At 64.1% G+C, this 24742-nt stretch carries 31 protein-coding genes and 1 pseudogene; 23 read left to right on the top strand and 9 right to left on the bottom strand.

Annotated elements, in window-relative coordinates:
- Position 1: 1 nt before the first annotated feature.
- On the top strand, positions 2-340 hold the full coding sequence (locus tag ACZZZF_RS03150; protein ID WP_082586583.1) for a helix-turn-helix domain-containing protein: 339 nt from the start codon (positions 2-4) through the stop codon (positions 338-340).
- A 367-nt stretch (positions 341-707) separates the two neighbouring features.
- The gene (locus ACZZZF_RS03145) at positions 708-1835 is read left to right on the top strand and encodes a hypothetical protein (RefSeq protein WP_056278732.1); all 1128 of its coding nucleotides are present in this window, start codon (positions 708-710) and stop codon (positions 1833-1835) included.
- 480 nt (positions 1836-2315) lie between these two features.
- On the opposite strand, the gene ACZZZF_RS03140 is transcribed toward ACZZZF_RS03145, so the two are convergent.
- On the bottom strand, positions 2316-2633 hold the full coding sequence (locus tag ACZZZF_RS03140) for a helix-turn-helix domain-containing protein (RefSeq protein ID WP_082586584.1): 318 nt from the start codon (positions 2631-2633) through the stop codon (positions 2316-2318).
- Positions 2634-2859: 226 nt separating this feature from the next.
- Between ACZZZF_RS03140 and ACZZZF_RS03135 the strand changes: the two genes are divergently transcribed.
- The 4 genes and pseudogenes from ACZZZF_RS03135 to ACZZZF_RS03120 all read left to right on the top strand — a co-directional run bounded on the left by ACZZZF_RS03135 (position 2860) and on the right by ACZZZF_RS03120 (position 4674).
- Positions 2860-3603, top strand: a complete 744-nt coding sequence (locus ACZZZF_RS03135; protein ID WP_157538169.1) for a hypothetical protein — start codon at positions 2860-2862, stop codon at positions 3601-3603.
- A 175-nt stretch (positions 3604-3778) separates the two neighbouring features.
- Positions 3779-4276 (top strand): hypothetical protein, encoded by a 498-nt coding sequence (locus ACZZZF_RS03130; protein WP_157538171.1) that lies wholly within the window; start codon positions 3779-3781, stop codon positions 4274-4276.
- A gap of 25 nt (positions 4277-4301) precedes the next feature.
- Positions 4302-4424 (top strand): annotated as a pseudogene (locus ACZZZF_RS03125) (SOS response-associated peptidase family protein); the annotation flags it as partial.
- A gap of 103 nt (positions 4425-4527) precedes the next feature.
- A complete protein-coding gene (locus tag ACZZZF_RS03120) occupies positions 4528-4674 on the top strand; it encodes a hypothetical protein (RefSeq protein WP_230100832.1) in 147 nt (48 codons plus the stop codon).
- Between the two features lie 451 nt (positions 4675-5125).
- Here the strand turns inward: ACZZZF_RS03120 and ACZZZF_RS03115 are convergent, their stop codons facing one another.
- Together ACZZZF_RS03115 and ACZZZF_RS03110 are read right to left on the bottom strand one after the other, a co-directional pair.
- Positions 5126-5332 (bottom strand): hypothetical protein, encoded by a 207-nt coding sequence (locus ACZZZF_RS03115; RefSeq protein WP_056278733.1) that lies wholly within the window; start codon positions 5330-5332, stop codon positions 5126-5128.
- 120 nt (positions 5333-5452) lie between these two features.
- A complete protein-coding gene (locus tag ACZZZF_RS03110; RefSeq protein ID WP_056278734.1) occupies positions 5453-5749 on the bottom strand; it encodes a hypothetical protein in 297 nt (98 codons plus the stop codon).
- Between the two features lie 93 nt (positions 5750-5842).
- Here ACZZZF_RS03110 and ACZZZF_RS03105 point away from each other — a divergent pair, with 93 nt between their 5' ends.
- The 4 genes from ACZZZF_RS03105 to ACZZZF_RS03090 all read left to right on the top strand — a co-directional run bounded on the left by ACZZZF_RS03105 (position 5843) and on the right by ACZZZF_RS03090 (position 9958).
- On the top strand, positions 5843-6220 hold the full coding sequence (locus ACZZZF_RS03105; protein WP_157538175.1) for a hypothetical protein: 378 nt from the start codon (positions 5843-5845) through the stop codon (positions 6218-6220).
- Between the two features lie 269 nt (positions 6221-6489).
- Positions 6490-7185, top strand: coding sequence for a hypothetical protein (locus ACZZZF_RS03100; RefSeq protein WP_056278736.1), 696 nt, complete (start codon positions 6490-6492; stop codon positions 7183-7185).
- Positions 7186-7221: 36 nt separating this feature from the next.
- The gene (locus ACZZZF_RS03095; protein WP_157538177.1) at positions 7222-8013 is read left to right on the top strand and encodes a hypothetical protein; all 792 of its coding nucleotides are present in this window, start codon (positions 7222-7224) and stop codon (positions 8011-8013) included.
- A 703-nt stretch (positions 8014-8716) separates the two neighbouring features.
- Positions 8717-9958, top strand: a complete 1242-nt coding sequence (locus ACZZZF_RS03090) for a Fic family protein (RefSeq protein ID WP_230100800.1) — start codon at positions 8717-8719, stop codon at positions 9956-9958.
- A 177-nt stretch (positions 9959-10135) separates the two neighbouring features.
- Here the strand turns inward: ACZZZF_RS03090 and ACZZZF_RS03085 are convergent, their stop codons facing one another.
- Positions 10136-10267, bottom strand: a complete 132-nt coding sequence (locus ACZZZF_RS03085) for a hypothetical protein (RefSeq protein WP_268776162.1) — start codon at positions 10265-10267, stop codon at positions 10136-10138.
- A 229-nt stretch (positions 10268-10496) separates the two neighbouring features.
- Here ACZZZF_RS03085 and ACZZZF_RS03080 point away from each other — a divergent pair, with 229 nt between their 5' ends.
- Complete coding sequence (locus tag ACZZZF_RS03080) at positions 10497-10640, top strand: hypothetical protein (protein WP_157538179.1); 144 nt, start codon at positions 10497-10499, stop codon at positions 10638-10640.
- A 46-nt stretch (positions 10641-10686) separates the two neighbouring features.
- A complete protein-coding gene (locus tag ACZZZF_RS03075) occupies positions 10687-11193 on the top strand; it encodes a hypothetical protein (protein ID WP_056278739.1) in 507 nt (168 codons plus the stop codon).
- A gap of 207 nt (positions 11194-11400) precedes the next feature.
- Here ACZZZF_RS03075 and ACZZZF_RS03070 read toward each other — a convergent pair whose 3' ends face one another.
- The 5 genes from ACZZZF_RS03070 to cmtR are packed head-to-tail and all read right to left on the bottom strand — an operon-like array spanning position 11401 to position 15779.
- Entirely contained in the window at positions 11401-12378 is a 978-nt protein-coding gene (locus ACZZZF_RS03070; protein WP_056278740.1) for an arsenic resistance protein, read from the bottom strand.
- A complete protein-coding gene (locus tag ACZZZF_RS03065) occupies positions 12375-12908 on the bottom strand; it encodes a signal peptidase II (RefSeq protein WP_056278741.1) in 534 nt (177 codons plus the stop codon). The genes ACZZZF_RS03070 and ACZZZF_RS03065 overlap by 4 nt, the downstream gene beginning before the upstream one ends.
- Entirely contained in the window at positions 12905-13513 is a 609-nt protein-coding gene (locus ACZZZF_RS03060; protein ID WP_056278742.1) for a cadmium resistance transporter, read from the bottom strand. The genes ACZZZF_RS03065 and ACZZZF_RS03060 overlap by 4 nt, the downstream gene beginning before the upstream one ends.
- Positions 13513-15423 (bottom strand): heavy metal translocating P-type ATPase, encoded by a 1911-nt coding sequence (locus tag ACZZZF_RS03055; RefSeq protein ID WP_040568236.1) that lies wholly within the window; start codon positions 15421-15423, stop codon positions 13513-13515. Before ACZZZF_RS03055 ends, ACZZZF_RS03060 begins: the two co-directional genes overlap by 1 nt.
- Positions 15420-15779, bottom strand: coding sequence for a Cd(II)/Pb(II)-sensing metalloregulatory transcriptional regulator CmtR (cmtR, locus tag ACZZZF_RS03050; RefSeq protein ID WP_017201917.1), 360 nt, complete (start codon positions 15777-15779; stop codon positions 15420-15422). Before cmtR ends, ACZZZF_RS03055 begins: the two co-directional genes overlap by 4 nt.
- Before the next feature lie 129 nt (positions 15780-15908).
- Here cmtR and ACZZZF_RS03045 point away from each other — a divergent pair, with 129 nt between their 5' ends.
- The 11 genes from ACZZZF_RS03045 (at position 15909) to ACZZZF_RS02995 (ending at position 24699) form a co-directional block, all read left to right on the top strand.
- A complete protein-coding gene (locus tag ACZZZF_RS03045; RefSeq protein WP_056278743.1) occupies positions 15909-16865 on the top strand; it encodes an acyltransferase family protein in 957 nt (318 codons plus the stop codon).
- 116 nt (positions 16866-16981) lie between these two features.
- Positions 16982-17455, top strand: a complete 474-nt coding sequence (locus ACZZZF_RS03040) for a hypothetical protein (protein ID WP_162253852.1) — start codon at positions 16982-16984, stop codon at positions 17453-17455.
- 70 nt (positions 17456-17525) lie between these two features.
- Positions 17526-18191 carry a DsbA family protein gene (locus ACZZZF_RS03035; protein ID WP_136041016.1) on the top strand — a complete coding sequence of 222 codons (666 nt, stop codon included), beginning with the start codon at positions 17526-17528 and terminating at the stop codon, positions 18189-18191.
- Positions 18188-19177: a flavin-containing monooxygenase gene (locus ACZZZF_RS03030; protein ID WP_308418032.1), complete on the top strand. Its 990-nt coding sequence runs from the start codon at positions 18188-18190 to the stop codon at positions 19175-19177. The genes ACZZZF_RS03035 and ACZZZF_RS03030 overlap by 4 nt, the downstream gene beginning before the upstream one ends.
- Positions 19178-19186: 9 nt before the next feature.
- The gene (locus tag ACZZZF_RS03025; RefSeq protein ID WP_042538288.1) at positions 19187-20101 is read left to right on the top strand and encodes a cation diffusion facilitator family transporter; all 915 of its coding nucleotides are present in this window, start codon (positions 19187-19189) and stop codon (positions 20099-20101) included.
- Complete coding sequence (locus tag ACZZZF_RS03020) at positions 20094-20771, top strand: copper resistance CopC family protein (protein ID WP_052492864.1); 678 nt, start codon at positions 20094-20096, stop codon at positions 20769-20771. Before ACZZZF_RS03025 ends, ACZZZF_RS03020 begins: the two co-directional genes overlap by 8 nt.
- Positions 20772-20790: 19 nt before the next feature.
- Positions 20791-21303, top strand: coding sequence for a signal peptidase II (gene lspA, locus ACZZZF_RS03015; RefSeq protein ID WP_230100799.1), 513 nt, complete (start codon positions 20791-20793; stop codon positions 21301-21303).
- Entirely contained in the window at positions 21300-21635 is a 336-nt protein-coding gene (locus tag ACZZZF_RS03010) for a DUF6804 family protein (RefSeq protein ID WP_042538290.1), read from the top strand. The genes lspA and ACZZZF_RS03010 overlap by 4 nt, the downstream gene beginning before the upstream one ends.
- Before the next feature lie 25 nt (positions 21636-21660).
- Complete coding sequence (locus tag ACZZZF_RS03005) at positions 21661-22611, top strand: cytochrome c oxidase assembly protein (RefSeq protein WP_042538291.1); 951 nt, start codon at positions 21661-21663, stop codon at positions 22609-22611.
- Positions 22595-24199 carry an apolipoprotein N-acyltransferase gene (lnt, locus tag ACZZZF_RS03000; RefSeq protein ID WP_079112071.1) on the top strand — a complete coding sequence of 535 codons (1605 nt, stop codon included), beginning with the start codon at positions 22595-22597 and terminating at the stop codon, positions 24197-24199. Before ACZZZF_RS03005 ends, lnt begins: the two co-directional genes overlap by 17 nt.
- Positions 24184-24699, top strand: a complete 516-nt coding sequence (locus tag ACZZZF_RS02995) for a DUF3515 family protein (protein WP_042538292.1) — start codon at positions 24184-24186, stop codon at positions 24697-24699. Before lnt ends, ACZZZF_RS02995 begins: the two co-directional genes overlap by 16 nt.
- Positions 24700-24742: the final 43 nt, after the last annotated feature.

The following is a 24742-nucleotide window of genomic DNA, read 5'->3' as shown; positions in this document are numbered from 1 at the left end:
AATGCGCCGCACAACCGACTACGACTGGAAGCTGTCTGAGCTGATGGCACGCAACGCCATGCATAACTCCACAGATCTCGCTCCCCACCTAGCGGATCGGGGGATCAACTTGTCGTCAGCGCAGATTTGGCGGATGGTCACTGGGAGGCCTGAACGACTTTCGCTGCCCCTGCTTGCCGCACTGTGCGACATCTTTCACTGCACGCCTGCCGACCTGATAACTACGTCGGCAACAGATGCCGCATCCGCGAAACGAGCAGTGAATGAGGTCACCAACCTGAACGCCGTGGGGAGCCGAGCCCGACCGAAACGAGCGAGGGTGATTGCCGATGACCGCTGACAACGGGAGGAGACCAAAGGGCCGACCACGGGCGCCGGGCGAGGTCACGTGCGCGCGGTGCCAGGAACAGACACCCAAGACGACAACGAAGTATCGGTTCCCTGAAGGTCTGATCTGTGGGCGCTGCTACGACCGAGCGACCCACACCTTCGGCGACTGTCCCGGGTGTTCGACCAACAGGCTGCTGCCCGGAATCGACTCGTCGGGACGCTCGGTGTGCTCTGACTGCGGCGGCCTCGGGCGCAGCTTCATTTGTCACCGATGCGGGCACGAGGGTGCCATCTTCCGACGCGGGAATTGTGAACGATGTTCCCTTGACGACGATCTCAGCGAAGTCCTGAACGGGGCTGATCAGTTTGATCCGACGATGTCGGCGCTCAAGACCCGCCTACTCGAGAGCGACCGTCCGACAAGCGTGCTTACCTGGATGCGCTCACCCAAGGTCAAGACCATCCTCCGCGGACTCGCGGACGGATCCATCTCGATCACCCATGAAGGTCTCGACAGTGCTGGGCGTACGGGAGCCGTGCAACACATACGAGCACTGCTCGTCGATATGAAGCTGCTCCCGACTCGCGATGAGGCCTACGTCTCCTTTGAAAACTGGGTCAACCGTGTTGTCCAAGAGACCCCGCCGAACCAGCGTCTGCCTCTCACGCAGTATGCCGTCTGGCATCACCTGAATCGTGTGCGACAACTAGTCGAGCGGGGGCAGGACGCCCACTCCCCCGCACATTACGCCAAACAGCAGATCACGGCGGCGAGCGAGTTCCTGCAATGGCTAGAGGTGCAGAATGTCAGCCTCGGCGATTGTGGACAGGGACTCGTCGATGAATGGCTGACAACTGGGCCGACCACACGCTATAACCTCAAGCTGTTCCTGGACTACTGCACGGAACACAAGCTCTCCCACCCGCTGACGGTGCCGCGCCGCAACGCGCGCTCCACGAGAAGGATGGACGCGGACGAACGCCTTCGCTGGATCCGCTTCTACTGCGACGCCACTGACCTGAAACTCGCGACCCGCACGGCAGCATTGATGTTTCTCTTGTTCGGTCAACCGCTGACGCGCCTCTCGAAAATGCGCGTTGATCAGTTCACCCGCACCGATGCCGATGAACTGATTGTCAGATTTTCCGGGAAGGACGTACCGGTGCCGGAGCCGTTCGCGAGTATCGTTTCCGCACACCTCGCCGCGCGTGCCCGCGTCCGAACCCAGCGAGTCGACGACAATTCGTACCTCTTCCCCGGGATGCGAGCCGGCAGACATATCACCGCGCAACAACTGAAAGAGGAGCTAAACGCGCTTGGTATCGACGTTCTCGCAGCGAAGAACACCAGCCTGGACGACCTCGTCACCCGGATGCCAGCGCCGCTCGTCGCAATGGCGATGGGATTCAGCTTCAACGCGATGGACCAGCATGAGATCCACCAGGGCGTCCGCTTCGAACAGTACGTGCATGGCCGATTTCACCGTGAGGATGAAACCTCCTGACGTCGTCGGCCGGTGCGCCTTCGGTGCTGTTCAGCAACATCTCTCGTTCAGAGCCAAGGTCAGCAGCCACTCCCCCGTCTCGGGCGACAAACCGGAGGGCGAACGCTTGCGGGAGCGCGGTCTGCGAGTCGTATAGCCCCGCCGTTACGAACGGTCGCGTAGCCGCTTCCGCCTCCACCGAGGATTTAGCAGAGTCTCGTTCCGGCTCAGTCGTGTCGAACGCCTAGTTTCGAAGTCGAAGCGGCATCATCGTCGGTGCGGCTCTCCCACGGCGCGGGCTGAAGCATGAACGCTAACGTCTCTTCATCCTCTGCGTTGTCGCGCTTGAGTGTGCCGCCCCGACGCTAGTGCGACACATCAAAGCTGTAGGCGGAGGGTTCATGGCATGGTCGATCAAGCAAGTTTCGAGACTCGAGGGAGACCAACGCGAGAACACGTATGCGGATCCCGTCGAGCCGTCCGCCGGACACCACCCGTCGGCTAGCGGGGGCGTAGGTCTGGCACGCCTCCGGGAAGAATGGCATCCAAACCGACCCCGAGGGCCTGGGATATTGCGAACAGTGATCGAAGTGAGGGATTCGCCGGCATCCCCGGACGGGACTCCCCCTTTTCGTACTTCTGATAGGTGTAACGGCTCATGCCGGCGCCGTACGCCACGTCCTCTTGGCTCAGCCCAGCCTCCTGCCGAACTCGACGAAGTGCGACCGCGAGCTGCTGCGCGTACGCGCTCCACTCGGCTTCCGCCAACTCATTTCGCCGAACCACATCTCTAGCCTCGCGATTCGGTGCAGAGGACATGGCCTAGTCCGTATGGCATAATTACTCTGGCCATACGAAACAATCGACTTTCGCCGGATCCTCCCTCCACTCTGCACGTGTGCTGCCCGCCCTACGGACACCGCGGTCGCACCGCAGGGCTGGGCCGATGCGTGCGACCGCGATTGTGACGGTTATCGTGGCGAGTAGTTCTTGGGGTTCGTGGTGGCGCGGTGTGGGCCATCCCCCGCCCGCTTCGTGGGCATACATGTTCGAGGACTTCACCGGAGAGGACTCTGCCGATGAATGGGGCTTGGCAGCAGGCATCTTCATTGCCCAGTACCGCCGTCGTCAGTCGCAGGGACCGACCTTCCGGGAACTCTTCGAGCACTTGCTCCCCGACACCGGTGGAGTTCCTGCCCGCCTCCCCACGGAATGGGATGTCTTAGAGCGACGCCGCGGGAACAGCAGCTTCCGTAGCCACGTGGCTATCGAATGGCGCCGACGCGGATACATCGAATACGACCGACAGGTCACACGTAGTCTTCGAGTCGGTCACCGCTTTCGCGAGCAGTCTCGTGCACTCCAAGCGCAACCCCGCGAGAGTAATAAAGCGTTAGGCGGTGCGAGATCGCCCACGGCGACCGACGCGTCGGAGCACTCCCTGAGCGCGGTCGAAGCCCGCGCTCTACTGCGCGTCGCGCCAACGTCGTTGCGTCGACTCACTCGTCGCGGCTATCTGCACGTCGTCGAGTGCGACTCCGAGTGGCGATACCCGTCCTGGCAGTTCGCGGGGCGACCACGATTCGCTGTCGTACCGGGAATCGATATCGTCGCCCCCGCCATTCCGAAGGATTGGTCGCCGGCCACGATCAACTCGTTCATGATGACTCCGCGCCGCGAACTCGCCGACGATGGCGGCTCAGTCTCTCCCGCCGACTGGTTAATACGAGGGAGTGATCCACACCAGATCGCCGACTTTCTCGAGACTTTGGAGGTGGAGAGTGAATAGCGACCCCCAGGAGCGTGAGCCCTCGTCGCGCCGTAAGGGAGTGAGCACTCCTGGTGATCACGACGCAGTCACGCAAGAGGAGCTCGATTCAGTTCTCGAGGCGTTCAGACGGCTCGTGCAAGCGGCAGCAGATTCCGGGCGCGATCGGAAACTTATCGACGCAATCCTCCGCACGATGATCGAACTGGTGCTGGAGACCGAAGGCGATCTGTTTATATCGGCAAAGTCGCCGGCTCCTGAGACGAGCACAACCAGCAACGAAACGGCTACTCCAATTGATTCGCCGGCTGAACCGAGACTTCGGCTTCGTCCCGAGTACCGACTACGACTCGAGGCCGTCATCGATTCTTGGAGCGACGATGAAACTGCTGACTTTCTCATGGTCGGTGCACGTCAGGTCCGGCGACGCGCTCAACAAAGCTCCCTCTACTACTTTGTGGTGAACCGGAAACGGCGTTACCCCGTGTGGCAGTTTGACCGATTTTGCGGCGTGCTCGAGGGCGTCACGCAACTAGGAAAGGCACTTCCAGAATCGTGGTCTGCTGAGCGTGTGTACTCATTCATGACGACTCGAAGCCCTGCGCTAGAGCTCGTCACCCCGGCGCAGTGGTTGCGCCTGAAGAGGGATCCGAATTCGATTGTCGCGGTGATCATGAACTCCAGCAAGACGTGATCGTCTTCAGCGACGAGCACCGAACTTGAACTTCAGCTCCTGCTTCGTAGTCATCTCCCGCGAAGCGCGCGACGCCAGTGGCGCGGTGCACGACCGCATGCCAGCGTTCCTGACGCCCGACACTTGGGATACCTGGCTCACGGCTCGAGCACTGTCGCCTCCCCGATCCGTGAGCACATCGTTGGCGGGAAGGTCTGCAGCTCGCGCACCGTCGACCCCGCTGAACCGACTCTGCTGGAGCAGGCCGCCTAATGGCTGGGCGTCGAGAGATTCTCTGGGCGATCATCGCCTTCGGCGGAGTCGCGCTCAGCGTGGCCGGGATCGTGCTGATGGTCAACGGAGAGCCCATCAGCTGGCTCACAACTGACGACTTTCCCTCGCAGTGGACGCGTTCGTGAAGCCGCGCCGGTGGCGGTTGGACACCTGGCCGGGCGGTACATCCACGCGTGGGACTGTCGCCCGCGGGTCCGGGTGGGCCTTGTCGGTACTCATGCGCGGACCACCTCCCCCTTGGGGCTGGCAGCACGATGGCACGGGCGTCGCGATGGAAGTCATCGTGACGCCCGTCGTCCAGTGAACGGTCCGCGTCCTGGTTGATCAACACCATGTCGGCGCTGATCCCCCGTACGTTCGAACGCACGCTGTGGAGCGTGATGCGGCCGCGCCCACCCAGGTCGATGTGCGAATCCCCCTTGTAGTGGCGAATGCGAACACCCGGCCACTCGACCACCCTGGGCACCCGCTCGAAGCAGCGCAGCACATCCGTGATGTCAGCATGGCGCGGCGTGAAGACCGCGATGCGCTTGCCCTTCGCCGCCTCCACGAACAGTCCCACAGCTGCGAAGCGATTCATCGGGCGTCCTCGAGGATCGCGGTCGGGATGGATGCGAGTAGGGCGTCCGCTGCCTGCGAGAGCGCCTCGCCGGCCGCGGCCTTGATCGGGTCGACCGCCGCCGCGTGCAGCACCACGCGCCCGCCACCCTGGTCCTCGAGACTCACGGGCACGGTGAACGACGCCACCTGCGTCGGCGTACCGGCGCCGAGACTGATGTCCACGGTTCCCTCAATGGGTGCGACAGCGGTCAAGGCTTCTCCGTTCGGTCAAGTCCGGCTCGCTCAGCCCATGCGCGAGGTATGTGCGCCGCAGCGAAGCGAGCCGGAAGATGGGGTGGCGAATCACCACCACGCCGGCATTGGTTCGCCAAGCCCACGCTCGGCGTCACCCTTGCCGCGGCTGCTGTTGCAGTCGAAGTGCGCGTGGCGGAAGTTGTCGGGTTCGTTCTGTAGCACGGGAAAGTCCTCGACCGGGTAGTAGTGGTCGAGGGTGTGCGAGTCGGTCGTCGTACCCGGTGCCTGCTCGCAGTCGATGCGCAGCGTGCAGATCCAGCACACCGACAGGTGGCGGGTCGCCGGGTCCGCGTCGAGCAGCTTGCCCGCTTCGAATGAACTCGGTCCGCTGCCGCTGGTCCTCACGGTTGTGCGTGCGCTTACTCACGTGCCCTCCCCTGCGGCTTCCGATACGGTGAGGGCATGGAACGAGCGAGCGGTGTAGTCAACCCCAGACTGATGCAAAGCGTGCTCGTCGGCCGCGACGACAACGGCGTGCACATCACCTGGGCGCTCGGCGACCCGGCGCCCGCCAGCGGTGTCGAGTACTTCATGTACTCGGTCACGGTGTACGGCGGTCGGGCCAGCAGCTTGAAGCAGTTTGGGGTGAAGTTCATCGGCACCGAAGACCCCGAGGTCCGCGCGTTCGTCTTCGACCACATGGGTGGCGGTCAGTCGAACTACCCGCTCGACAAGGTCACCATCACTCGCGAATCGATCTCGGTGCACTTCGTGGACGCCAGTGTCGGGCCCGACGGCATCGACAGCGCCCACGCGGGCCTGAACGTGAACGGCGTCGACCTGCAGCAGCGATTCACCGTCACACTCGTCGACTAACCGACCGGGACGTGGGCGGCGGCTTACTCGTGCCAGGGGCGCCGCTGCGGGCTGGGGACCGCGCGTCCGGGCCTTTCCAGACCCCGGCCGCCCACACACCTCGTCTCCCGGGTACGACAAAAGCCCCGCCGGTTGGGCGAGGCTTCGGTCACAGTTCAGGTGCAAGCACAACTTAACAGGAGCTCCGCTCACACTTCCAGCTGATCACATCGGTGTGTTGCGATCCCCCGCTGCCCCGCGGTGATCGTGATTCCCGATACGTTATTCGGATGATGCCGTCTGTCGTGCCCTTCACCGCCAACGTGTGGCGAATCACCCCAACTGAGTTCGTCGGACTGATCAGCGACGCGCAACGCAACCTGACTTCCGGGGCAAACGTCGATGTGGACACCCCGATTTCGGTCTACTGGGTGACCAAGAGCAAGCAGGGGCGGGAGGACCATCCCACGGTTGCCGTCGAGGACGTCGTGTCCACGATCGAGATCCCCCGCACTCACGCGTACGTCGGGCTTCGGCTGACGCTCGGGGATCGCATCATTCGCATCACGCTGGTCCAGCGGAGCGTCGAGATCATGCTCCAGTCGACCGACCAAGACTGGCTGCGGTTGACCGAACCGTGGGCGCGAGAAGCCATCATCCGCTTCGTACCGAAGTGGGCGTGGCTGACCACGTTCCGAGGGTGGCTCGCCTTCACGGGTCTGCTCTTCGCGGCCAACGCCGTGATCTACTTCGGGTTGATCGCGTTGGGCGCCGACTGGCTGCCCGCCGTGCTCACTTCAGCCATCGGCCAGGTAGCCCTTCTCGGTGCCTACATTGCCTTCACGGGGCGGTCTCGAGTGGTTCTTGGCGAACGTGGCCCCTCTCGATTCCGCGCCGTCGGCATACAAGGGCTGCTCCTCGTTATCGGCGCACTGCTGGGCGTACTAGGCCAACGTCTTTTCGACACGATCTTTCCGCCCGCCTGACCTTCGCTCTTCGCCACCGCACGGCATACTGAGCGGGTGAATTGGGATTCGTTTTTACCCGACCTGCTCGTCGGCGTGGTCACAGGTGGGCTGGTTGGTGGCGTTGTGCTCGGTGCCGAGCGCCGCCTATCGAAGCGCGCTCGAAGTCTTGAGGTAACCAATGCTGAGGGTGCGGTGGTCGAGAAGGCACGTGCAGTGCTCCGGCATCCGATCGTCTGGGACGAAGAATGCAATGATCTAACTCCCGGTCGAACTCAGCTCGACCGATTGGTCCCGGTGGTGAAAGCCGTTCCGACAGGAGAACCACTCGAGCGTTACCCAGGCATCGTGCACGCCTATCGGGTAGTGCAGTTGCTCGACGAGGTCGAGTCCTCCGCGGACGCGATCTTCACCGAGCGCACGAAGCACGAGTCGGACCTCGACCTCTTGGCCGTTCCGGACGCAATCGCGCACAACATCAAGCGCCTGCTGCAACCGCCCTACGACCCGCTCTGGGCGTGGGAGTGGCCCGAACCTTATGGGCCGCGCCTCTCGGCGGCGATCAAAGCTGCGATTGAGCAGGACCTCGACCTCCGTCAGGTCATGGACGAGTACGTTCGTAACCGCCGCCTCTTGGAAGCACACCGTGAATCCTTCGTGCTCGTCGACGGCTCATGGCGTGCTGACGAATGGGCCGCCCTCCTCAAAAAGACCCGCAACGCCCCGCGATTCTTCGCCACCAAGTGGTACCGGGTGTTCGTGTACAAGCGCGACGTGCAGCTCGCCATGAACGGAGCCGAACAGTACGGCTACGACATCGTCACCAAGATCGACCCGATGGCCTACTGATCGTCAGCACACCCGCTGCTTGCCTCACTCGTCCCCGATTCACGGCCAGAACCCGCCTGGCGGTGAGGTGACTGGTCCGTGGGCAGCTGGTCGCGTGCTTGCGCGAGACGGATGCTTTTCTCTGCCTTTCGGAGTTGTGCTCGTACGACGCGCGTGGTGGATGCGAAGTCGTCCACGACCTCGTCGGTGGGGGTTCGGTGGCGCCGCCCACCTTGTTGCGGAGGCTCTGGAGACGGGACGCGATCTCTTCGTAGGCCGCGTTGAGCTTGCCTTGGCTCACCAGGAGGCTTGTGATGATGGGGACGGACCATTTGCCGTCGCGTACCTCAAGGAGGCGGGCGAGGGATCGTGCGTCGTCGACGACTTCAGACCATGCCGAAAGAACGACGGCGGTGTTGGCGTTGGTGGGGCGGAGCGCGTCCCATATGGTGTCATACCGGTGGTCGTGCTCGGGGTGCCGTGCGCGTAGGTAGTCGTAGAAGGCGGTGAACGCGGGCGCCTCGCTAATCGTCGTGCCCAGCTCCGGCTGGCCTTCAGGACCCAGGTTGAGCGTTGCGGGGCCGCCTTCTACGGTTGCACGACCCAAGAGACGCTCGAGTTCATCCGGCGAGATGATCTCGCCGCAGATAGCTCTTCGCGCCAGACGCGGGTTGAGTCACCCCCTACAAACACCTAGTTTCATAAGTGTTGGTATCATGGTGTGATGCCCACGTCTTCGCCCAGCACCCGCATCCCCATCGATGCCATCTCGAGCGAGACCCTGGACTGGAAGCCGCGGGCACCGGGGATGTTCTCACGGGCCGAGGTTGTGCGTCAGACCGGGCCCTTTGAGGCGACGGTCACAGCTCCGATCGCTCATTGGAGCCCGCAGGTCCCGAGCGAAGATGCCGCTGACGTCGAAGACGCCACGCGCCAGCTGGTCGCGTTCGACGAGCATGCGCGGCGCACGTTGGGCACCGACAACCCGGCCCTGGGCCCGATGACCGCGATCCTGCTCCGCACAGAGTCCGCGTCCAGCTCACAGATCGAGCAGCTGACGACGTCGGCGAAGCAGCTCGCTCTCGCCGAGATCGATGAAGGCGACAAGGCCAACGCGCTCACCGTCATCGGGAACGTCCGCGCCATGGAGGCAGCCCTCGCGCTCTCGGACGAGATCTCCGAGGATTCCATCCTGCAGATGCACCACGCTCTGCTGCGCCACCAATCCGGCCTCGAGCAGGAAGCCGGTGTCTACCGCCAAGAACAGGTCTGGATCGGCCCCGGCAACGCCGGCCCCCGCCACGCGGAGTTCATAGGTCCCCACCACGACCGGATTCCCGGTGCGATCGGTGACCTGGTCAGATTCGTGCAGCGCCAGGACATCTCCGTGCTTGTTCAGGTCGCTGTCGCGCACGCCCAGTTCGAGACCATCCACCCGTTCGTCGACGGCAACGGCCGCACCGGCCGCGCGCTCGCGCAGTCGATCCTGCGCAACAAGGGTCTCGTCAGCTCCACCGCCGTACCGATCTCTGCAGGACTACTCGTGAACACCGGGCGCTACTTCCAGGCGCTGACCGCTTTCCGAGCCGGCGACGCTGCCCCGATCATCCGCGAGTTCGCCATGGCGAGTCGCATCGCCGCGTCCACGGGGACGCAGTTGGTCGACGATCTCGTCGCGCAGCTGGACGAGTCCCGCGCTCTACTCCAGGGCGTCCGCTCCGACGCTGCGGTCTGGAAGGTCCTTCCCGCGCTCGTGGGCCAGCCGGCTGTGAACACGAAGTACCTCATGAGCGCGCTCGGACTCGGCGAGATGGCGGCGCTGCGCGCGCTGGACACACTCACCGATCGCGGGGTGCTCACCGAGACGACCGGCCAAGGACGCAACCGCGTCTGGCAGCACCGCGGGATCTTCGACGTCCTCGACGGATACGCCGAGCAGATCCGCCGGATGACCGCTCGAGGCTAGCCGCGCGCCAGCGCGGGGTCATAAGCCCCGGCGGGTCGGCACTGCTTATGACCCCCGATCCGACTTCCGCGGAATCTCGCGGATTTCGTGCGCTCCCCTGCGCTCGGTTGCTGGGCACTTCGACGGAGACCCCCAGCAATCGAGCGGATCCGAGCGCGCATTGCCTCTGAACGAGGTCTAATCCGGGTCCGGACCTGCGGCTGCAGTTCCCTCGAGCTCGCGAAGCCGTTTCAGCTGCGCCCACGGCCAGAACGCGATCCACCCGATCGAAACGATCGAGCCGCCCATGATCATCGAAGCGATATCCATGCGCTTCACGCTACGGACTCGGCGTGCCCGCGGTCATCCCCCGCGCGACGGATCCGGTCAGACAGCCACTGCGGCTGGCGACCGCAACCCCAGAAACCTCTCTATGCGGAGTCCTCGTCGATCCGCGTGATTCCGGGGTTTACGTGTTTACAACCTCACAAACCTCAGTTGCTCAGCGAGCCTCCACCCCGCTCGTCACGACCGACCCTGACCCCGAATAAGTGGCCCCATGCCTGAACAGAAACCGATCGACAAGAAGACCGCCCGGCACATCCGAGCTCTCGTCATCACGCAGGACGACGCGCTGAAGGGTCGCCCTTGGCGGTCGATGAAAGCGATCAAGCGCGCGCTGAAGGCAGGCGAGATCGACTGACCTGCGCTCGACGCTCACCCCACACACGACCTCGAGGAGAACACCGATGGTTCTCATCTACAGCACGACCCCGCACGACACCGGCGAGTTGGTTGCTCTGCGTCAGGTCATCAACGACAACGAGCGCGCGTTCTCGGATCTCAGGACTATCTACAGCGTCGACCAGCGGCGTCTTTGTGATGAGTACGACGCCCTCATGGCCGCGCAGCGACCCACGTACCCGACGCCGGAGCACCTGAAGGGCCTGGACATGGTCGCCGAGATGATGCGCGCCGGCACCGAGTACGGCGACCACCGCGGTTCGCCCAGGCAGGTCGATCGCGAAGCCGGGCGAGCTCTCCCCCGCAGCGTCGACTTCTCATCGTTCGCCTGCAGGATCAACATCCGCGCCTTCGCCCAGTACCGTGCCCGCTCGTCCCAGCACGCGTGGATCTTCACGGAAGACGACATCGAGGCCTTCCGGCATGAGCTGACGAAGCGCTCGCTCGGCATCGCCTCCCACTGGCAGCACGAGGATGGCGTCGCCTTCCAGGTGTTCAACGCTCGCGACTGACGTGGGCCTTCAGGTTCGGCCGAACCCGCTCGGATTGGCCAGCCGGAAACGCTACACCACCGGTTTCGGTGCTATTGCGTTTCGGCAGGGGGTTACGGCGGGTCGATCCTCGGCGTGTCGTGACGTTGACCAGGGCGATCCTCCAAGCCGCCGGAAACGATCGTTTTCGATGGGACGACCGCTCCGATTTATAGTTCAGTGCTGCGGCTAGGCGAGGCTCGGCCGTGGTTCGCGCGCGAGAAGGGGGACCACGCGGACGAGGACGAGCATCGCGACCAGCTCGACAAGGGTTTGCGTGACTATCGCGAGCGGGGCCATGCTCATCGAGGCGGGAAGGGCGAGAGCGAGCGGTAGGACGACGAGCGAGTTGCGCGTCGCGGTGGAGAACATCACCGCGCGGGTGGCGGAAACGTCTAGTTGTGCGACGCGGCTGGCGAGCTTCCCGATCGCGACGGCGAGGACGACGAATGCGATGTACAGCGGCATTACACGCAGGAGCGCGGTGATCTGCGATCCAACGGCGGCGATCTGGGAACCGATGACTACGGCGAGGGTCACCATCATCAGCGGCACCATCGCACCCGCCATGATCTTCTCGATAAACCGCCCTCCCCGATAACGACGCGCAAGAGCCTGCACAACCGCTGCTGCAGAGAGTGGGACCACGATCAGCAACAGGAATGCCCGGATGAATGGGCCGATGTCAACCACACCGAGCACAGCGCCGCCGGCGAAGAGGAACAGGAACACCGGGAGCAGCAGGATCTGGACCAACATCAGCAGCGGTGCGGCTGCGAGCAGTCGCGCGCCAGCACCACCCGCGAGACCAGCGAACACGATGACGTAATCGATGCACGGGGTCAGCAGGACGAACAACACCCCGAGGAGCAGTCCCCGGTCGTCGACTACGAAACGGGAGAGACCCCAGGCGAGCATCGGCACAATGACAAAGTTCGCCACCAGCACCGTGCCCAGAAACCTGATGTCACGGAACGCGCGCTTCACCTCGATAAGCGGGACGCCGAGGAAAGTGGCGAACAACAGCAACATCAGTGCGGGTTCGATCGAGTGCTCGAGGCTCGGAGCGGCCTGCGGCGTTATCAGCCCGATGGCCGCCCCCACGGCGATTGCGCCGATGTAGAGGGCGAGTTGATGAGTGTCCCACCACCGCACGAGAGATCTCACTCGGTGCTCTCCTCGTCTGCGCGGATCATGAAAACTGCTCCGGTGATCGCTGCGGCGAAGATCACGATGTCGGCGAGGTTGCCGATGAACCAGTTCCCGTAGGCGAGGAAGTCCACGACGTGTCCACGGGCGAATCCGGGGTCGCGGAAGAGGCGGTCGCCTGCGTGTGAGGCGGCAGCGCCACCGAGAGCGCCGATCACGATCGCCCACGCCGGGCGTTGCACTTGGAACGCGAACACGATCGCTGTGACGGTGGCGGCGACAGCGAGCAGCGCGAATACCCAGGTGAAGCCTTCCCCGAACGAGAATGCCGCTCCGGGGTTATAGGCGAGCTGCAAACCCAGGAGGTCACCGATCAGCGGGATGCGCTCGCGCTCGGTGAGGGTCGCTTCGGCCAACACCTTGGTTCCCTGATCAATCAGCACGACAACCACGGCGATCAGGAGCGTTCCACCAGTGAGCTGCCACCGCCGTGCCGACGACAGCTTGCGCGCAGCGGGCGGGCGAGCCTCTGTCCGGGAGGAGGTCATGCGAGGACCTCGATCAGACGGACGATGACCCCAGATTCGATCAGGATGAACAGGCCCAGGCCGATGAACACTGCCGGTACCAGCCAGTGCTCGACGCGCTCCAGCGCTTCGGTGACTGCCTTGTTGGTGCCGATGAGCCGACCGGCCGCACACCAGACCGCGACGAGGATGAGGAACACGACGATCATGATCGCGACGTCGACTGGGGTGCTGGTGCGGAAGATTGGCGTGTAGAGGGAGATATTGTCGGCCCCGTTGGCGATCGTGATCCCTGCGACGCCCCATAGTCCGACCGCGGTGATCTTGGAGTCGTCGTCGTCATTGTCGCCGTTGCGGCGCAAGCCGCGAATGAGCGTCCACACGCCGATGCCGAGCGGGATCAGACCCAGGAACCCGACCCATTCGTCCGGAACGATCGTGAGCCCGAGCGCGGCTATCACACTGATCACGACCAGGGTGATGAACCCGAGATACTGGCCTGCGATGATCTGCCACGGGCGGGGATTCCCTCGACTGGAGGCGAGGAACAGCACGGTGAGCACGACGATGTCGTCGATGTTCGTCGCCGCAAAAAGGCCGATCGCTGAACCGATGGTGGCGAGCATCAGCTTTCCAGTCGTGGCGTGCGGGCGGCACGCAGGCCGTTGAGGATCACGATGACCTCCGCGACCTCGTGGACCAGGACGACAGCCGCGAGCCCCAGGACGCCGAAGAGCGCGAGCGGGAGCAGGGCGGTGATGATCAGCAGCGACAGGATGATGTTCTGGTTGATGATCCGTCGACCGCGCCGGGCGTGATCGAACGCCCGCGGGATGAGGCGCAGATCATGGCCGGTGAAGGCCACGTCGGCGGATTCGATCGCTGCGTCGGAGCCTGTCGCGCCCATCGCGATGCCGACGTCTGCGCTAGCGAGGGCCGGGGCATCGTTGATGCCGTCGCCGATCATCGCGACCGGTCCTGCCTTCGACAGTTCTGCGATCGCGGTCGCCTTGTCCTCCGGGCGCAGCTCCGCTCGCACGGCGCTGATCCCGGCCTGCGCAGCCAGAGCACGAGCGGTCCGGGCGTTGTCGCCGGTGAGCATCGTCACGCCGACGCCCTGGCCGGTGAGTGTCCGGACTACGTCAGAGACTTCAGGGCGCAGCTCGTCACGGACGCCGATCGCGGCGACCGGTGACCCGTCGCGGTGCACGATGACGACGGTCATGCCCTGCTCTTCCAGCGTTGCGACCCGCTCGACGAGGTCGCCGGCGTCCAGCCAGCGGGGACTGCCGACGGTGATTCTCGATCCGTCGACGGTGCCGTCAATACCGTGGCCGGCCTGCTCGGTCACATCTGCAGCTGCCGGTGTCCCCGAGGCTGCGGCGGTGATTGCTGAGGCAAGAGGATGTGTGCTGTGCTGCTCCAGGGCAGCCGCCCACGCCAACGCCTGGACCTCGGTTACACCGTTCGTGGTGAGCACGGCGGTGACCACGGGCTCGTTGCGGGTGAGGGTTCCGGTCTTGTCGACGGCGACGTGCCGGACCGTCCCGAAGCGCTCGAAAACGGCGCCGGACTTGATGATCACACCGAACTTGCTCGCCGCACCGATCGCAGCGACGACCGTCAGCGGCACCGAGATCGCCAGCGCACACGGGGAGGCCGCGACGAGCACGACGAGCGCGCGGGTGATCCACACCTCGGGGTCGCCCAGCAGCGAACCGATGATCGCGACAAGCGCTGCGAGGATCAGCACGCCGGGCACCAGCGGGCGGGCGATCCTGTCCGCGAGACGAGCACGCTCGCCCTTCTCGGTCTGTGCTTTCTCTACCAGTTCGACGATCGTGGTGAGCGAGTTGTCGGTGCCCGCAGCCGTCGTTTCGACCTCCAGCGCGCCGGCGCTGTTGATCGCGCCGGCCGACACAACATCGCCAGGCTGGACCTCGACCGGGATCGACTCCCCAGTGATCGCCGAGGTGTCCAGGCTGGAGCGACCGGAGCGGACGATCCCATCCGTTGCGATCCGCTCGCCCGGGCGGACCACCATGACCTGACCGACCATAAGCTCTCTCGCTTGCACCTGCACAGCGTTGCCGCCCTGCAGCACGGTCGCTGTTTCCGGGACGAGCTTCAGGAGCGCCCGTAGCCCCCCGCGGGCCCGGTCCATCGCCTTGTCTTCGAGCGCCTCAGCGATCGAGTACAGGAACGCCAGAGCCGCGGCCTCCTCGACGTATCCGAGGACGACTGCACCGATGGCGCTGATGGTCATCAGCAGTCCGATGCCGAGCTTGCCCTTGAACAGCTTTCGTATCGCGCCAGGCGTGAACGTCGACGCACCCAGCAGCAGACCGGCCCAGAACAGCACGAGCGCCGGAATCTCGAGGCCGGACCACTCGAGGATCAGGCCGACGAGGAACGCAACGCCGGAAAGGACCGGCACCATGATCCCGCGGTCCCTCCACCACGGCCGCTCAGCCTCTTCGTGTTCCTCTCCCGCCGGGGCGGCGGACTCGTGCTCGCAGCCGCACGCCGCGCTCACGCGTCAGCCCCTGCTCCGCAGCAGCCCGGCACCGTGCAGGCCGAGTCCACACACGGCGCGTGCTCGTCCACAGCCAGCGTCACATCCACAAGCGCGAGGAGGGCCGCGGCGAGATGAGGGTCGGCGATCTCGTAGCGGGTTTGCCGGCCCTCAGGCTCGGCGACAACGATCCCGCAGTCACGCAGGCAGGTGAGATGGTTCGACACGTTGGAGCGCGTCAGCTCTAGCTCACGGGACAGGACTGCGGGGTAGCTCGGGCCACCGAGCAGAGTCATGAGAATCCGAGAACGCGTAGGATCAGCCATGGCGCGGCCGAGCCGGTTCATGACGTCGAGACGAGAAGCAATGGTCAGCATAACCTGAACTATACAGTCTCCGCTGACCTATTTCCTATGCGGTCAAGCCAATGCCCTCAGGGCATGGTCTTCGAGCCCGAAAGAACGCTGCCGCCCAGAATGCACAGGCGAGCTCGACGCGTCTCTGACATGAGCCGTCTTCTGGTTCCGGACGCGCTCCGCGGGTTCGCGATTGTCGCGATGCTCATCGCGCACGCTGCTCCGTTCGTGCCGAACGCACCGTGGGCGGTGCAATTCGTCACGGCGAACTTCAGTAGTGTCGCGTCGCCGCTCTTCGCACTCGTCATGGGCATGTCGGCGGAGCTTGTGTGGAGACGCGGCGGCGCTGCGGGGGTGACGTTGCTGCAACAGGCTCTGCGTGGCCTGTTCCTCATCGTCCTGGGTGTGTGGATGGCCACGTGGGGCTCCTGGCTGGCGGTCATCCTGAGCTATCTCGGGCTGCTCATCATCCTCGGCGCGCCCCTTCTACTCCTGCGCAGCTCGGTCGTGATCGCCGCGACAGCGGTCCTTGTCCTGGCCAGTCAGCCATTGCTGAGCGTCGCACGCACCTGGATTTGGGTCTACACCGCGCCGCCGCCCGTGCGTGAGGTCACGACCTGGATGTTCCTGGGCCCTCAGTATCGGGTGGTCAACCTGTTGCCGGTGTTCCTCATCGGTGCCCTGTTGATCCGTCACGGCTTGAAACGCGATCGCTTGTTGTGGATCATGGCGGCTGTGGCGCTGTTGGCGTATCTTGCCTGGGGTTTCGGGCAGCGCTTCGGCACGGTGTTATCGGGGGACTACCTGGACTCTCTGAGGGATATTGGCTTGGTGTTCGCCGTCTACGTCTGCGTTGTGCTGGGGGCTACGGTGAGGCGGGAGCATGCAGAGCGTTTTTGGGGTGCTGTCTTTGTTCCCCTGTGCGCGTGCGGTCAGGTGGCGTTGTCCCTGTACTTGCTGCACGGCGGTCTCATCGCACTCTGGAGTAACGCGTATGGCCGCCCTGCCGAGAACTTCTACTTGGGATGGCTGGTGATCGTTCCGGGCATGATCGGGGCGGGTTGGGTGTGGTGGCGGTTAGTTGGAACTGGTCCAGTTGATGGGTGATGGGCTGGCTCAGCGGACGACGTCCCAAGGCTTTCTCGCTTCGCCCGTAGAACGGGCGCGTGGCTCACGGGTTCGCAAGAAGACTTGATTGGTGGGGCTGGTATCATCCTGAGGTCATGGTCGTCCACGGTCGCGCTCACAAATGCGTTAGCCGCGCCGACGAGTTCATGATAACGAAGATCATTACGGCCCTCGGATTGGCACTTCTTCTCATCGTCGGAGCGTGGCCGGGCGGCCATCGTGACGCGACGGATGCGACTGCGTATCTGAGCACGACATCCTCGTCGTCACTAGGTACGTCTTCTGCTGGCCCTGTCGCGGCGGGTTCGGGTGAAAGCGGTGTCGGCGCAACTGCGGAACATGTCGTGGCTGGGGATACTGCGAACGACATCATGATCGGCGTCGCCGGGTGCCTCTTGGGTATCCTCTGCTGCTTCTTGGTGCTCATCGTCACGCGGATCTTCCGCCGTCACGTCCCCTCTTCTCGCGTTCGTGAACGTTTGCCGCGCGCACCATCACTGGCGGCCATGACGGGGCGCCTGTTCGTATTGCCTCCTTCTCTCACACAGCTTTCTCTGTCGCGAACCTGATCTGGCGGCGCCATCTCTTCGATGGCGCTCCCCTGGTCGTCCTCGTTCGTTGTGTGTGTCTGGAGTGTCTATGAAATCTTCTATGAAAGCGGTACTTGTCACCGTGGCTCTCGCCGTGGTGTTGCTGATCGTTGCGCTGGTGTTCGTCCTTGTCAATCAGAGTCGAGCTGCCGCACCCGAGACGGGGGCCGCTGATGGTCCACAGGTCGTCCGTGAGAACTCGCATGTCCTCGATGACGGAGGAGATGGGGCGGTGACGGTGGTCGAGTTCCTCGATTTCGAGTGCGAGGCCTGCGGTGCTTTTTATCCCCTCGTCGAGGATCTCCGTGGCAAGTTCGATGGCGAGATCACGTACGTGATCCGCTACTTCCCGTTGCCGGGTCATCTCAACTCGAAGAATGCCGCGATCGCTGCCGAAGCCGCAGCGCAGCAGGGACGGCTGGAAGAGATGTATCACCGCCTGTTCGAGACGCAGTCTCAATGGGGTGAGGCTCAAGAGTCTCGTGCGGACCTGTTCCGGGGATTTGCGGAGGAACTCGGATTGGATATGGCCGCGTTCGATGATGCGGTCGCTGATCCGGCGACTGCAGAACGGGTCCAGTTCGATCTAGACGAGGGTGAGCAGCTCGGTGTCAGCAGTACCCCCTCGTTCTTCATCGATGGGGAGCCTGTCGTGCTGGAGACGTGGAATGACCTGGAGGACACCATTGAAGCCGCGGTGAACGGTGCTGAATGATGGCGCGTTCGCTATCGCACCGTCGCGTCATCATCGTCGGCGCCGGGCACTCCGGGTTGGCGACAGCCGCCGCACTCAGGTCCTCCGGGCTTGAGCCGCAGAAGGACTTCGTGATCATCGATTCTGCACCTCCCGGTCGACGAAGCTGGGCCACACGGTGGCAGTCGATGAAGCTACGCAGCGCGGCCCGCCACAGTGTCGTCCGCGGGTTTCCTTTCCCGGGCGATGGAGACCGTTATCCGAGTAAGGATGAGATGTCCGATTACCTGTCTTCGGTGGAGAACGCCCTCGGTGTGAAGACCGTGTGGGGCACTCGTGCTCTTGGAATCACCCGGTTGGGCGACGGATCCACACTGCATCTGTCGACCTCCGCCGGGGAAGTGCAAACCCGAAATGTGGTCTGTGCAACGGGAGCTGCCGCGGTGCCGCGCGTGCCGGGCTGGCGCCTGGAACTGGCAGTACCCGGTGTTGTGCTGCATTCCAGCCAGTACCTCTATCCCGCCCAGATACCTCCCGGCCGCGTGTTGATCGTTGGCGGTGGATTCAGCGGAGTGGAGATTGCAGAAGAGCTCGCTTCCTCCCACGACGTCACCCTCTCCACTCGAGCGGAATCCTCAGAGGTGTCGGAGCGGCCCATCTGGTCGAGGCTGCGACGTCGGGGTCCGATGTCTGAGTCACGCCCCCGCGTAGCTTCGACAGACGTCACTCATGCCGCCGCCGTGACGGAGGTACACGGAGACACCGTGATGTTCGCCGATGGGGCGTCCGTGAAGCCGCATTCCGTGATCCTTGCGACCGGGTACAGGCCGGCGGACGCATGGCTGCCCGATTCGGAGCCGCCCGGGCAGCCTTTGCACGTCAATGCACGCATCCCGGGACTGTTCACTGTTGGCATGCCGCGTTACTCCCGGGCAGATGCGGGCACCCTCGCTGGGGCGGGTCGTGATGCGGCGATCGTCGCCCGGCACATCGTTGGACGGCCGTAAAGGAGCACCATGACAGACACAGGGCACAGTCACGGTATCGGTGACGCCACTCCCCGCAATCGCCTGGTCATCGCGTTCGCGATCACCTCTTCGGTCTTCATCGTCGAAGTGATCGGCGCAATCATCACAGGCAGCCTCGCACTGCTTGTTGATGCGGCGCACATGCTCACCGATGTCGTCGGGTTGGCGATGGCCGTCACCGCTGCGCATCTGATGAATCGTCCCCCGACTCCCAAGTACACCTTCGGTCTTCGACGCACGGAGGTTCTCGGTGCGCTCGCTCAAGCAACTTTGCTGCTCGGGGTGGGCATCTTCGCGCTCGTGGAAGGCGTACGGCGGCTGTTCGAGCCCCCTGAGATCGCATCGGGGAGTCTGCTGTTCTTCGGCATCGTCGGTCTCGTCGCCAACATCGCCTCCATGCTCGTATTGTTCAGCGGCCGCGGACGCAATCTCAACATGCGCGCCGCGTTCCTCGAGGTCGTCAACGATGCCCTCGGTTCCGTCGGCGTCATCGCCAGCGCCATCCTCATCGCCGTTTTCGGTTGGTATCAGGCGGACGCCGTCGCGGGCGTCTTGATCGCGCTGCTCATCATTCCCCGCACTCTTATCCTGTTGCGAGCATCCGGTCGGGTGCTGTTGGAGTCCACACCCGCCGGCCTCGACCTCGAGGATGTCCGCCGCCACATCCTTGCCCTTCCGCACGTGGTCGCGGTGCACGACCTTCACGCGACCCAAGTCTCGACCGACCTCCCCACGCTCACCGCCCATGTCGTGGTCGATGACACCGTCACGATGGAAGCTTCCGCCGCATTGCTGACATCACTTCAGCAATGCGTCAACGAGCACTTCGCCGTGAGCATCGAACACTCCACCTTCCAGATCGAACCCGAATCCCACCCCGGAGAGCACGACACCCATGCATAAACGCCTCTCGGCACGTATCACAGCCCTCGCCGCCGCCGCCCTGATGGTGTCGGCATCCGTCGTGCTGGGGACCACAGCCCCGGCCGCCGCTCACGACGAGTTCGTCTCGGCGTACCCCGACGCCGACTCGGCCGTCGACGGCTCTCCCGACGAGATCTCTCTGATGTTCACCGGGCTGCTTCCGGATGGTGACGGCGCAACAGTCATCGACGTGGTCGATGAAACCGGAGCAAACGTCGCAGTCGACGCCCCCCAGGCGACCGATGACGTTATCACGCAGCACCTCTCCCCGGACGCCGCGACCGGTGTCTTCACTGTCCGATGGAAGACCGTCTCCGCCGATGGGCATCCGATCAGCGGAGAGTACGTGTACACCGTCAGACCCGCGACGGACACGGGATCCGGCACAACCACCGCAAGCCCCACCCCTGAAGCCTCACCACAGAGCAGCGAAGAAACGGAAACCGCATCGCCGGCACAAACGTACGGCGGCACACCATCCGGAGGCGGTGCCTTCGAAATGCTGCCCCTATTCTTCCTCTCCGGTTTGGCTATCATCCTGGGGGTCGGGGTTGTGGGCGTGATGATGGCCGGGCGCCGCCGTCACCAGCGGGATCGCGCCGAAGTTGCTGAGGATGCCGCGGCCGCGGGGGAAGACGCCGATGCGTGATCGAGTCCGCCGGTCGGCCGTGGTGCTCATCGTCGCCGCCATCGTTATCCTGATCGATCAAGGCACCAAGACTCTTGCTCTGAACACGTTGCGACAGGATGCGCGTATACCGCTGATCGGTGACTGGCTCGGTCTTCAACTGGCCTTCAACCCCGGGGCGATCTTCTCGCTCGGGGAAGGCTCCACATGGGTCATCACCGTCGTCGGGCTCGCTGTCACCGCGGCCCTCATCGGTGCCGCTACCCGAGCCCGCAACGTGTGGTCGGCGGTTGGTTTCGGTTTCATCGTGGGCGGTGCGATCGGGAACCTCATCGATCGCTTATTCTCGCCGCCCGCGTTCGGGATCGGGCACGTCACCGATTTCCTTGCCTACGGGAACCTGTTCATCGGCAACCTCGCCGATGTCGCTCTCGGCATCGGTGCCGTGTTCCTCATCGTCGCGGGTCTGCGCATAAGCCGTCGCCGGCCAGACCCCTCGTCCCGCCCCGATCCCGTCGACCCTGTACCCGCCGAAGAAACGGTTCACCCATGAGTCCCAAAGAACGTGTCCCCTCCACTTACCAGCGGAACGCCCTGGCCCCCAGCCTCGTCGCCGCCGCGATCCTGTTCCTCGCCCCGGCGCTCTTCCAGGCGAATTGGGCGCCCCTCGTCCTCTTCATCGCCTCAATTTTCGGGCTGATCGTCGCGTGGTTTGCGCTGCAGGCACGCCACTGGTGGTGGATCCCGGTCTTCCTCGCGATCGCCGTGCTCTGGAACCCGGTAATGCCCTTCCCCTTCTCCGGTGTCGTGTGGACCACAGCACAGCCCATCGCGGCCGTGGCGTTCCTGGCAGCGGGGGCGACGATCAAGGTGATCCGGAAGTGAACAGCGCGATCTTCTTGTCACGACCATGCGTGTGAGCGGCCAGATCCTCGAAAGTCCCCCATCTTTGCAGGCGTTCCTCGCACCGGCGGACATCCCGCTTCCGGTGTTACCGATAGTCGCGGGGATCCTCGCTGTGCTGTATCTGGTCGGAGCGATCCGGTTGTGGACGCGCGGGCGTCGGTGGCCCGTGTGGCGAACGGTCAGCTTCCTTCTCGGGTGTGTTCTCCTCGCGGCGGTCACTGGTCTAGGCGTTGAAACCTACGGCCAGGCGCTGGTGTCCGTTTTCATGTTCCAGCAGCTCACTCTGATGATGATGGTGCCGCCGCTCCTCGTCCTGGGCTCTCCCGGCACCCTTCTTCTGCGAGCGACACCGCATCATGGAGCGGGACGGTTAGTCCTCACAGCGGCCCACGGTGCTCTTCGAAGCCCGGCCGCGAAATGGATACTCAGTCCGTGGGCCACTGTCCCGCTCTACCTGTTCGCGTTCTACGGCATCTACCTTGCGGGTGCTGCCGATGCCATCCTCGCTCTCCCCGGGGGTCACGTCGCACTCGAGGTCGGATTCCTCCTCGCCGGCGTGCTCTTCACCATCCCCATCCTGTCCTCCGATCCGCTGCCGGTCAGGTTGGGTCATGGTGCCCGTGCACTGGACGTCTTTGCCGAAGCCGCGCTCCACGCATTCTTCGGGGTGTTTCTCATGATGGCCAGTACGATCCTGGTCGGCTCGTTCGTCGCGCCCACCGAAGCACTGGGCATCGATCCCCTCGCCGATCAGCAGCTAGCCGGCGCTCTGGCATGGTCCTACGGTGAAGCCCCGACCGTACTGATGTTGATCTACGTGATGCATCGTTGGTTCCGAAGCGACACCGCTCGTGCTGCCGCGGCGGATCGGTATGCCGACGTGCACGGGAACGCCGACCTCGACTCGTACAACGCTTACCTGAAAAACCTGGGCACTCATGACCGTGACCGCTGACCCGTTGGTGGGACACGCCCTCTCCGTTCGACCACGGCGCGGCAACGCCAGTGCGCACGATGCGCTCCTGGCAGCTGCGGTGCCATTTCCCGTAGCGATCGTCGCGTCCGCCATCGCAGGAGGCATGCTGGATCTCGCCTACCCCGCGTCCGGGTGGTGGCCCGCGACGTTCGTGAGCGCAACCATCGGGCTGTGGACGCTTCGCGGACGCTCTGTTCCCGGGGCGTTCCTGATCTCCCTCGTCTACGGGACGGCCTTCTACTTCACTCACTTGGTATGGGTGACCCGGTTTCTGGGGCCCATCCCATGGGTCGCGCTGGCTGGCTTGGAATCCCTGCTGTTCGGTGCCGGCGGTGCGCTGATCGCACTCGCCTATCGTGTCGCCACCACGCGGGCGGGATTCGGGTATCACGCGATCACTCCTGTGCTCGTCGCCGGGGTGTGGGTGCTGCGGGAAACGCTGATGGGGAATGCGCCGTACACCGGGTTCCCGTGGGCGCGAATCGGCTTCACTCTTGCCGAGAGCCCGCTCGCGGAAGCCGCTTCCTGGGTGGGGACAACCGGGCTGACCTTCCTGACAATCCTCGTCTGCGCAAGCGTCGTGGAAGCCCTCACCCTCCGCCGGTGGGAGCCGGGAGCAGCAGCGGCGGTCATCGTCGTTGCCGCGATGGCCGTCCCTCTGTTCCCGACTGAGCAAGCGGGAATGATGCGCGTCGGATGGGTGCAGGGCAACGGTCCCAGCGGCTACTTCGACACCAGGACAACAGGTGACATCCTGCGCGCACAGGAAGAAGCGACCGCTCCGCTCCTGGGGCGTGAAATGGACCTTCTCGTCTGGCCAGAAGGGGCCGTCGACGCCGATCCCCTGCGCGATGCCGCCGTCGCAGGCCGCCTTGATCGACTCGTGCAGGGTGCTGGCGCTCCGGCACTGGTGAATGCGGCAACCACCCGCGGAGCTGACACGTTCAACACCTCGATGCTGTGGACCAGCGCCGGGCCGCAGCAGCTCCACGACAAGGCCAACCCCGTCCCTTTCGGCGAATACGTGCCGGACCGTTGGTTCTACGAAGCCATCGCCCCCGATCTCATCGGGTTGATACAACGCGAGTACACGCCCGGCTCCAACACGCCCCTCATGAACGTTGGCGATGTGCCCATCGGTCTGGCGATCTGTTTCGACGTCATCTACGACGACGTCATCCACCAGAGCGCGTCCTCTGGCGCGCAGATGTTCGTGTTTCAAACCAACAATGCGGATTTCAGAGGCACGGACGAGAACCTCCAACAGCTGACCATCGCCCGCATACGCGCGCTCGAAACAGGGAGAACTGCGGTGAACGTCTCCACCACCGGGACCAGTCAAGTCATCGGCCGCGATGGAAAAGTGTTGGCTCAGGTTGCGGTGGACACGACCGCGGCGAAGATCACCGAGGTCCCCCTCCGCGCCGGCACGACTCTCGCTGTCGTGCTGATGCCGTGGCTCGGCTGGATGCTCAGTATCGGAACGGTACTAGCGCTGCTCGTCATGTCGATCCGACAGCGACGGACGCATGCTGACTCCCAGGAAGACGGATGGATGACGTTGTGAAGCTCAAGATTCTGACCTCTGGCGCGGCGCTGTGCGCACTGCTTGTGCTCACCAGCTGCGCACCCACCGTCCACCTCGAGCCCGCAGCGAACGCGAATGACCCGCTGTGCGCAGAGGTCACCGTACGATTACCGGACTCGATTGGCGACCAGGCTCGCGTCTGGACGGACGCTCAGGCCACCGCAGGATGGGGCACCCCCAGTAGCGTGCTCCTCACCTGCGGGTTGGAGCCCCCGGCCCCCACCACGCTGCAATGTGTCAGCTTGGGGGGCGTCGATTGGATCGTCGACGAGGAGGAGACCCCGAATCTGCGGCTCACAACCTACGGCCGAGATCCAGCTGCCCAGGTGTACGTGGACACGACCACCCTGTCGGCGGACGCGGTTCTCGAATCTCTTGCCGGGGCGATCCAGCAGCTCCCCAAGACCGGTGAATGCACGGCACCTGTGACGGAAGACCCGGACGCTGCTGGCGCTCAGACAGGGGATACCACTCCATGAATCCCGTTGTTCTCCGGATCGTTGGACCGACGATTCTCGTTGC

This window comes from Microbacterium sp. AC215 (genome assembly GCF_979258645.1).
The sequence above is the reverse complement of the archived record's forward strand: the minus strand, read 5'-3'. Positions and strand labels throughout refer to the sequence as shown.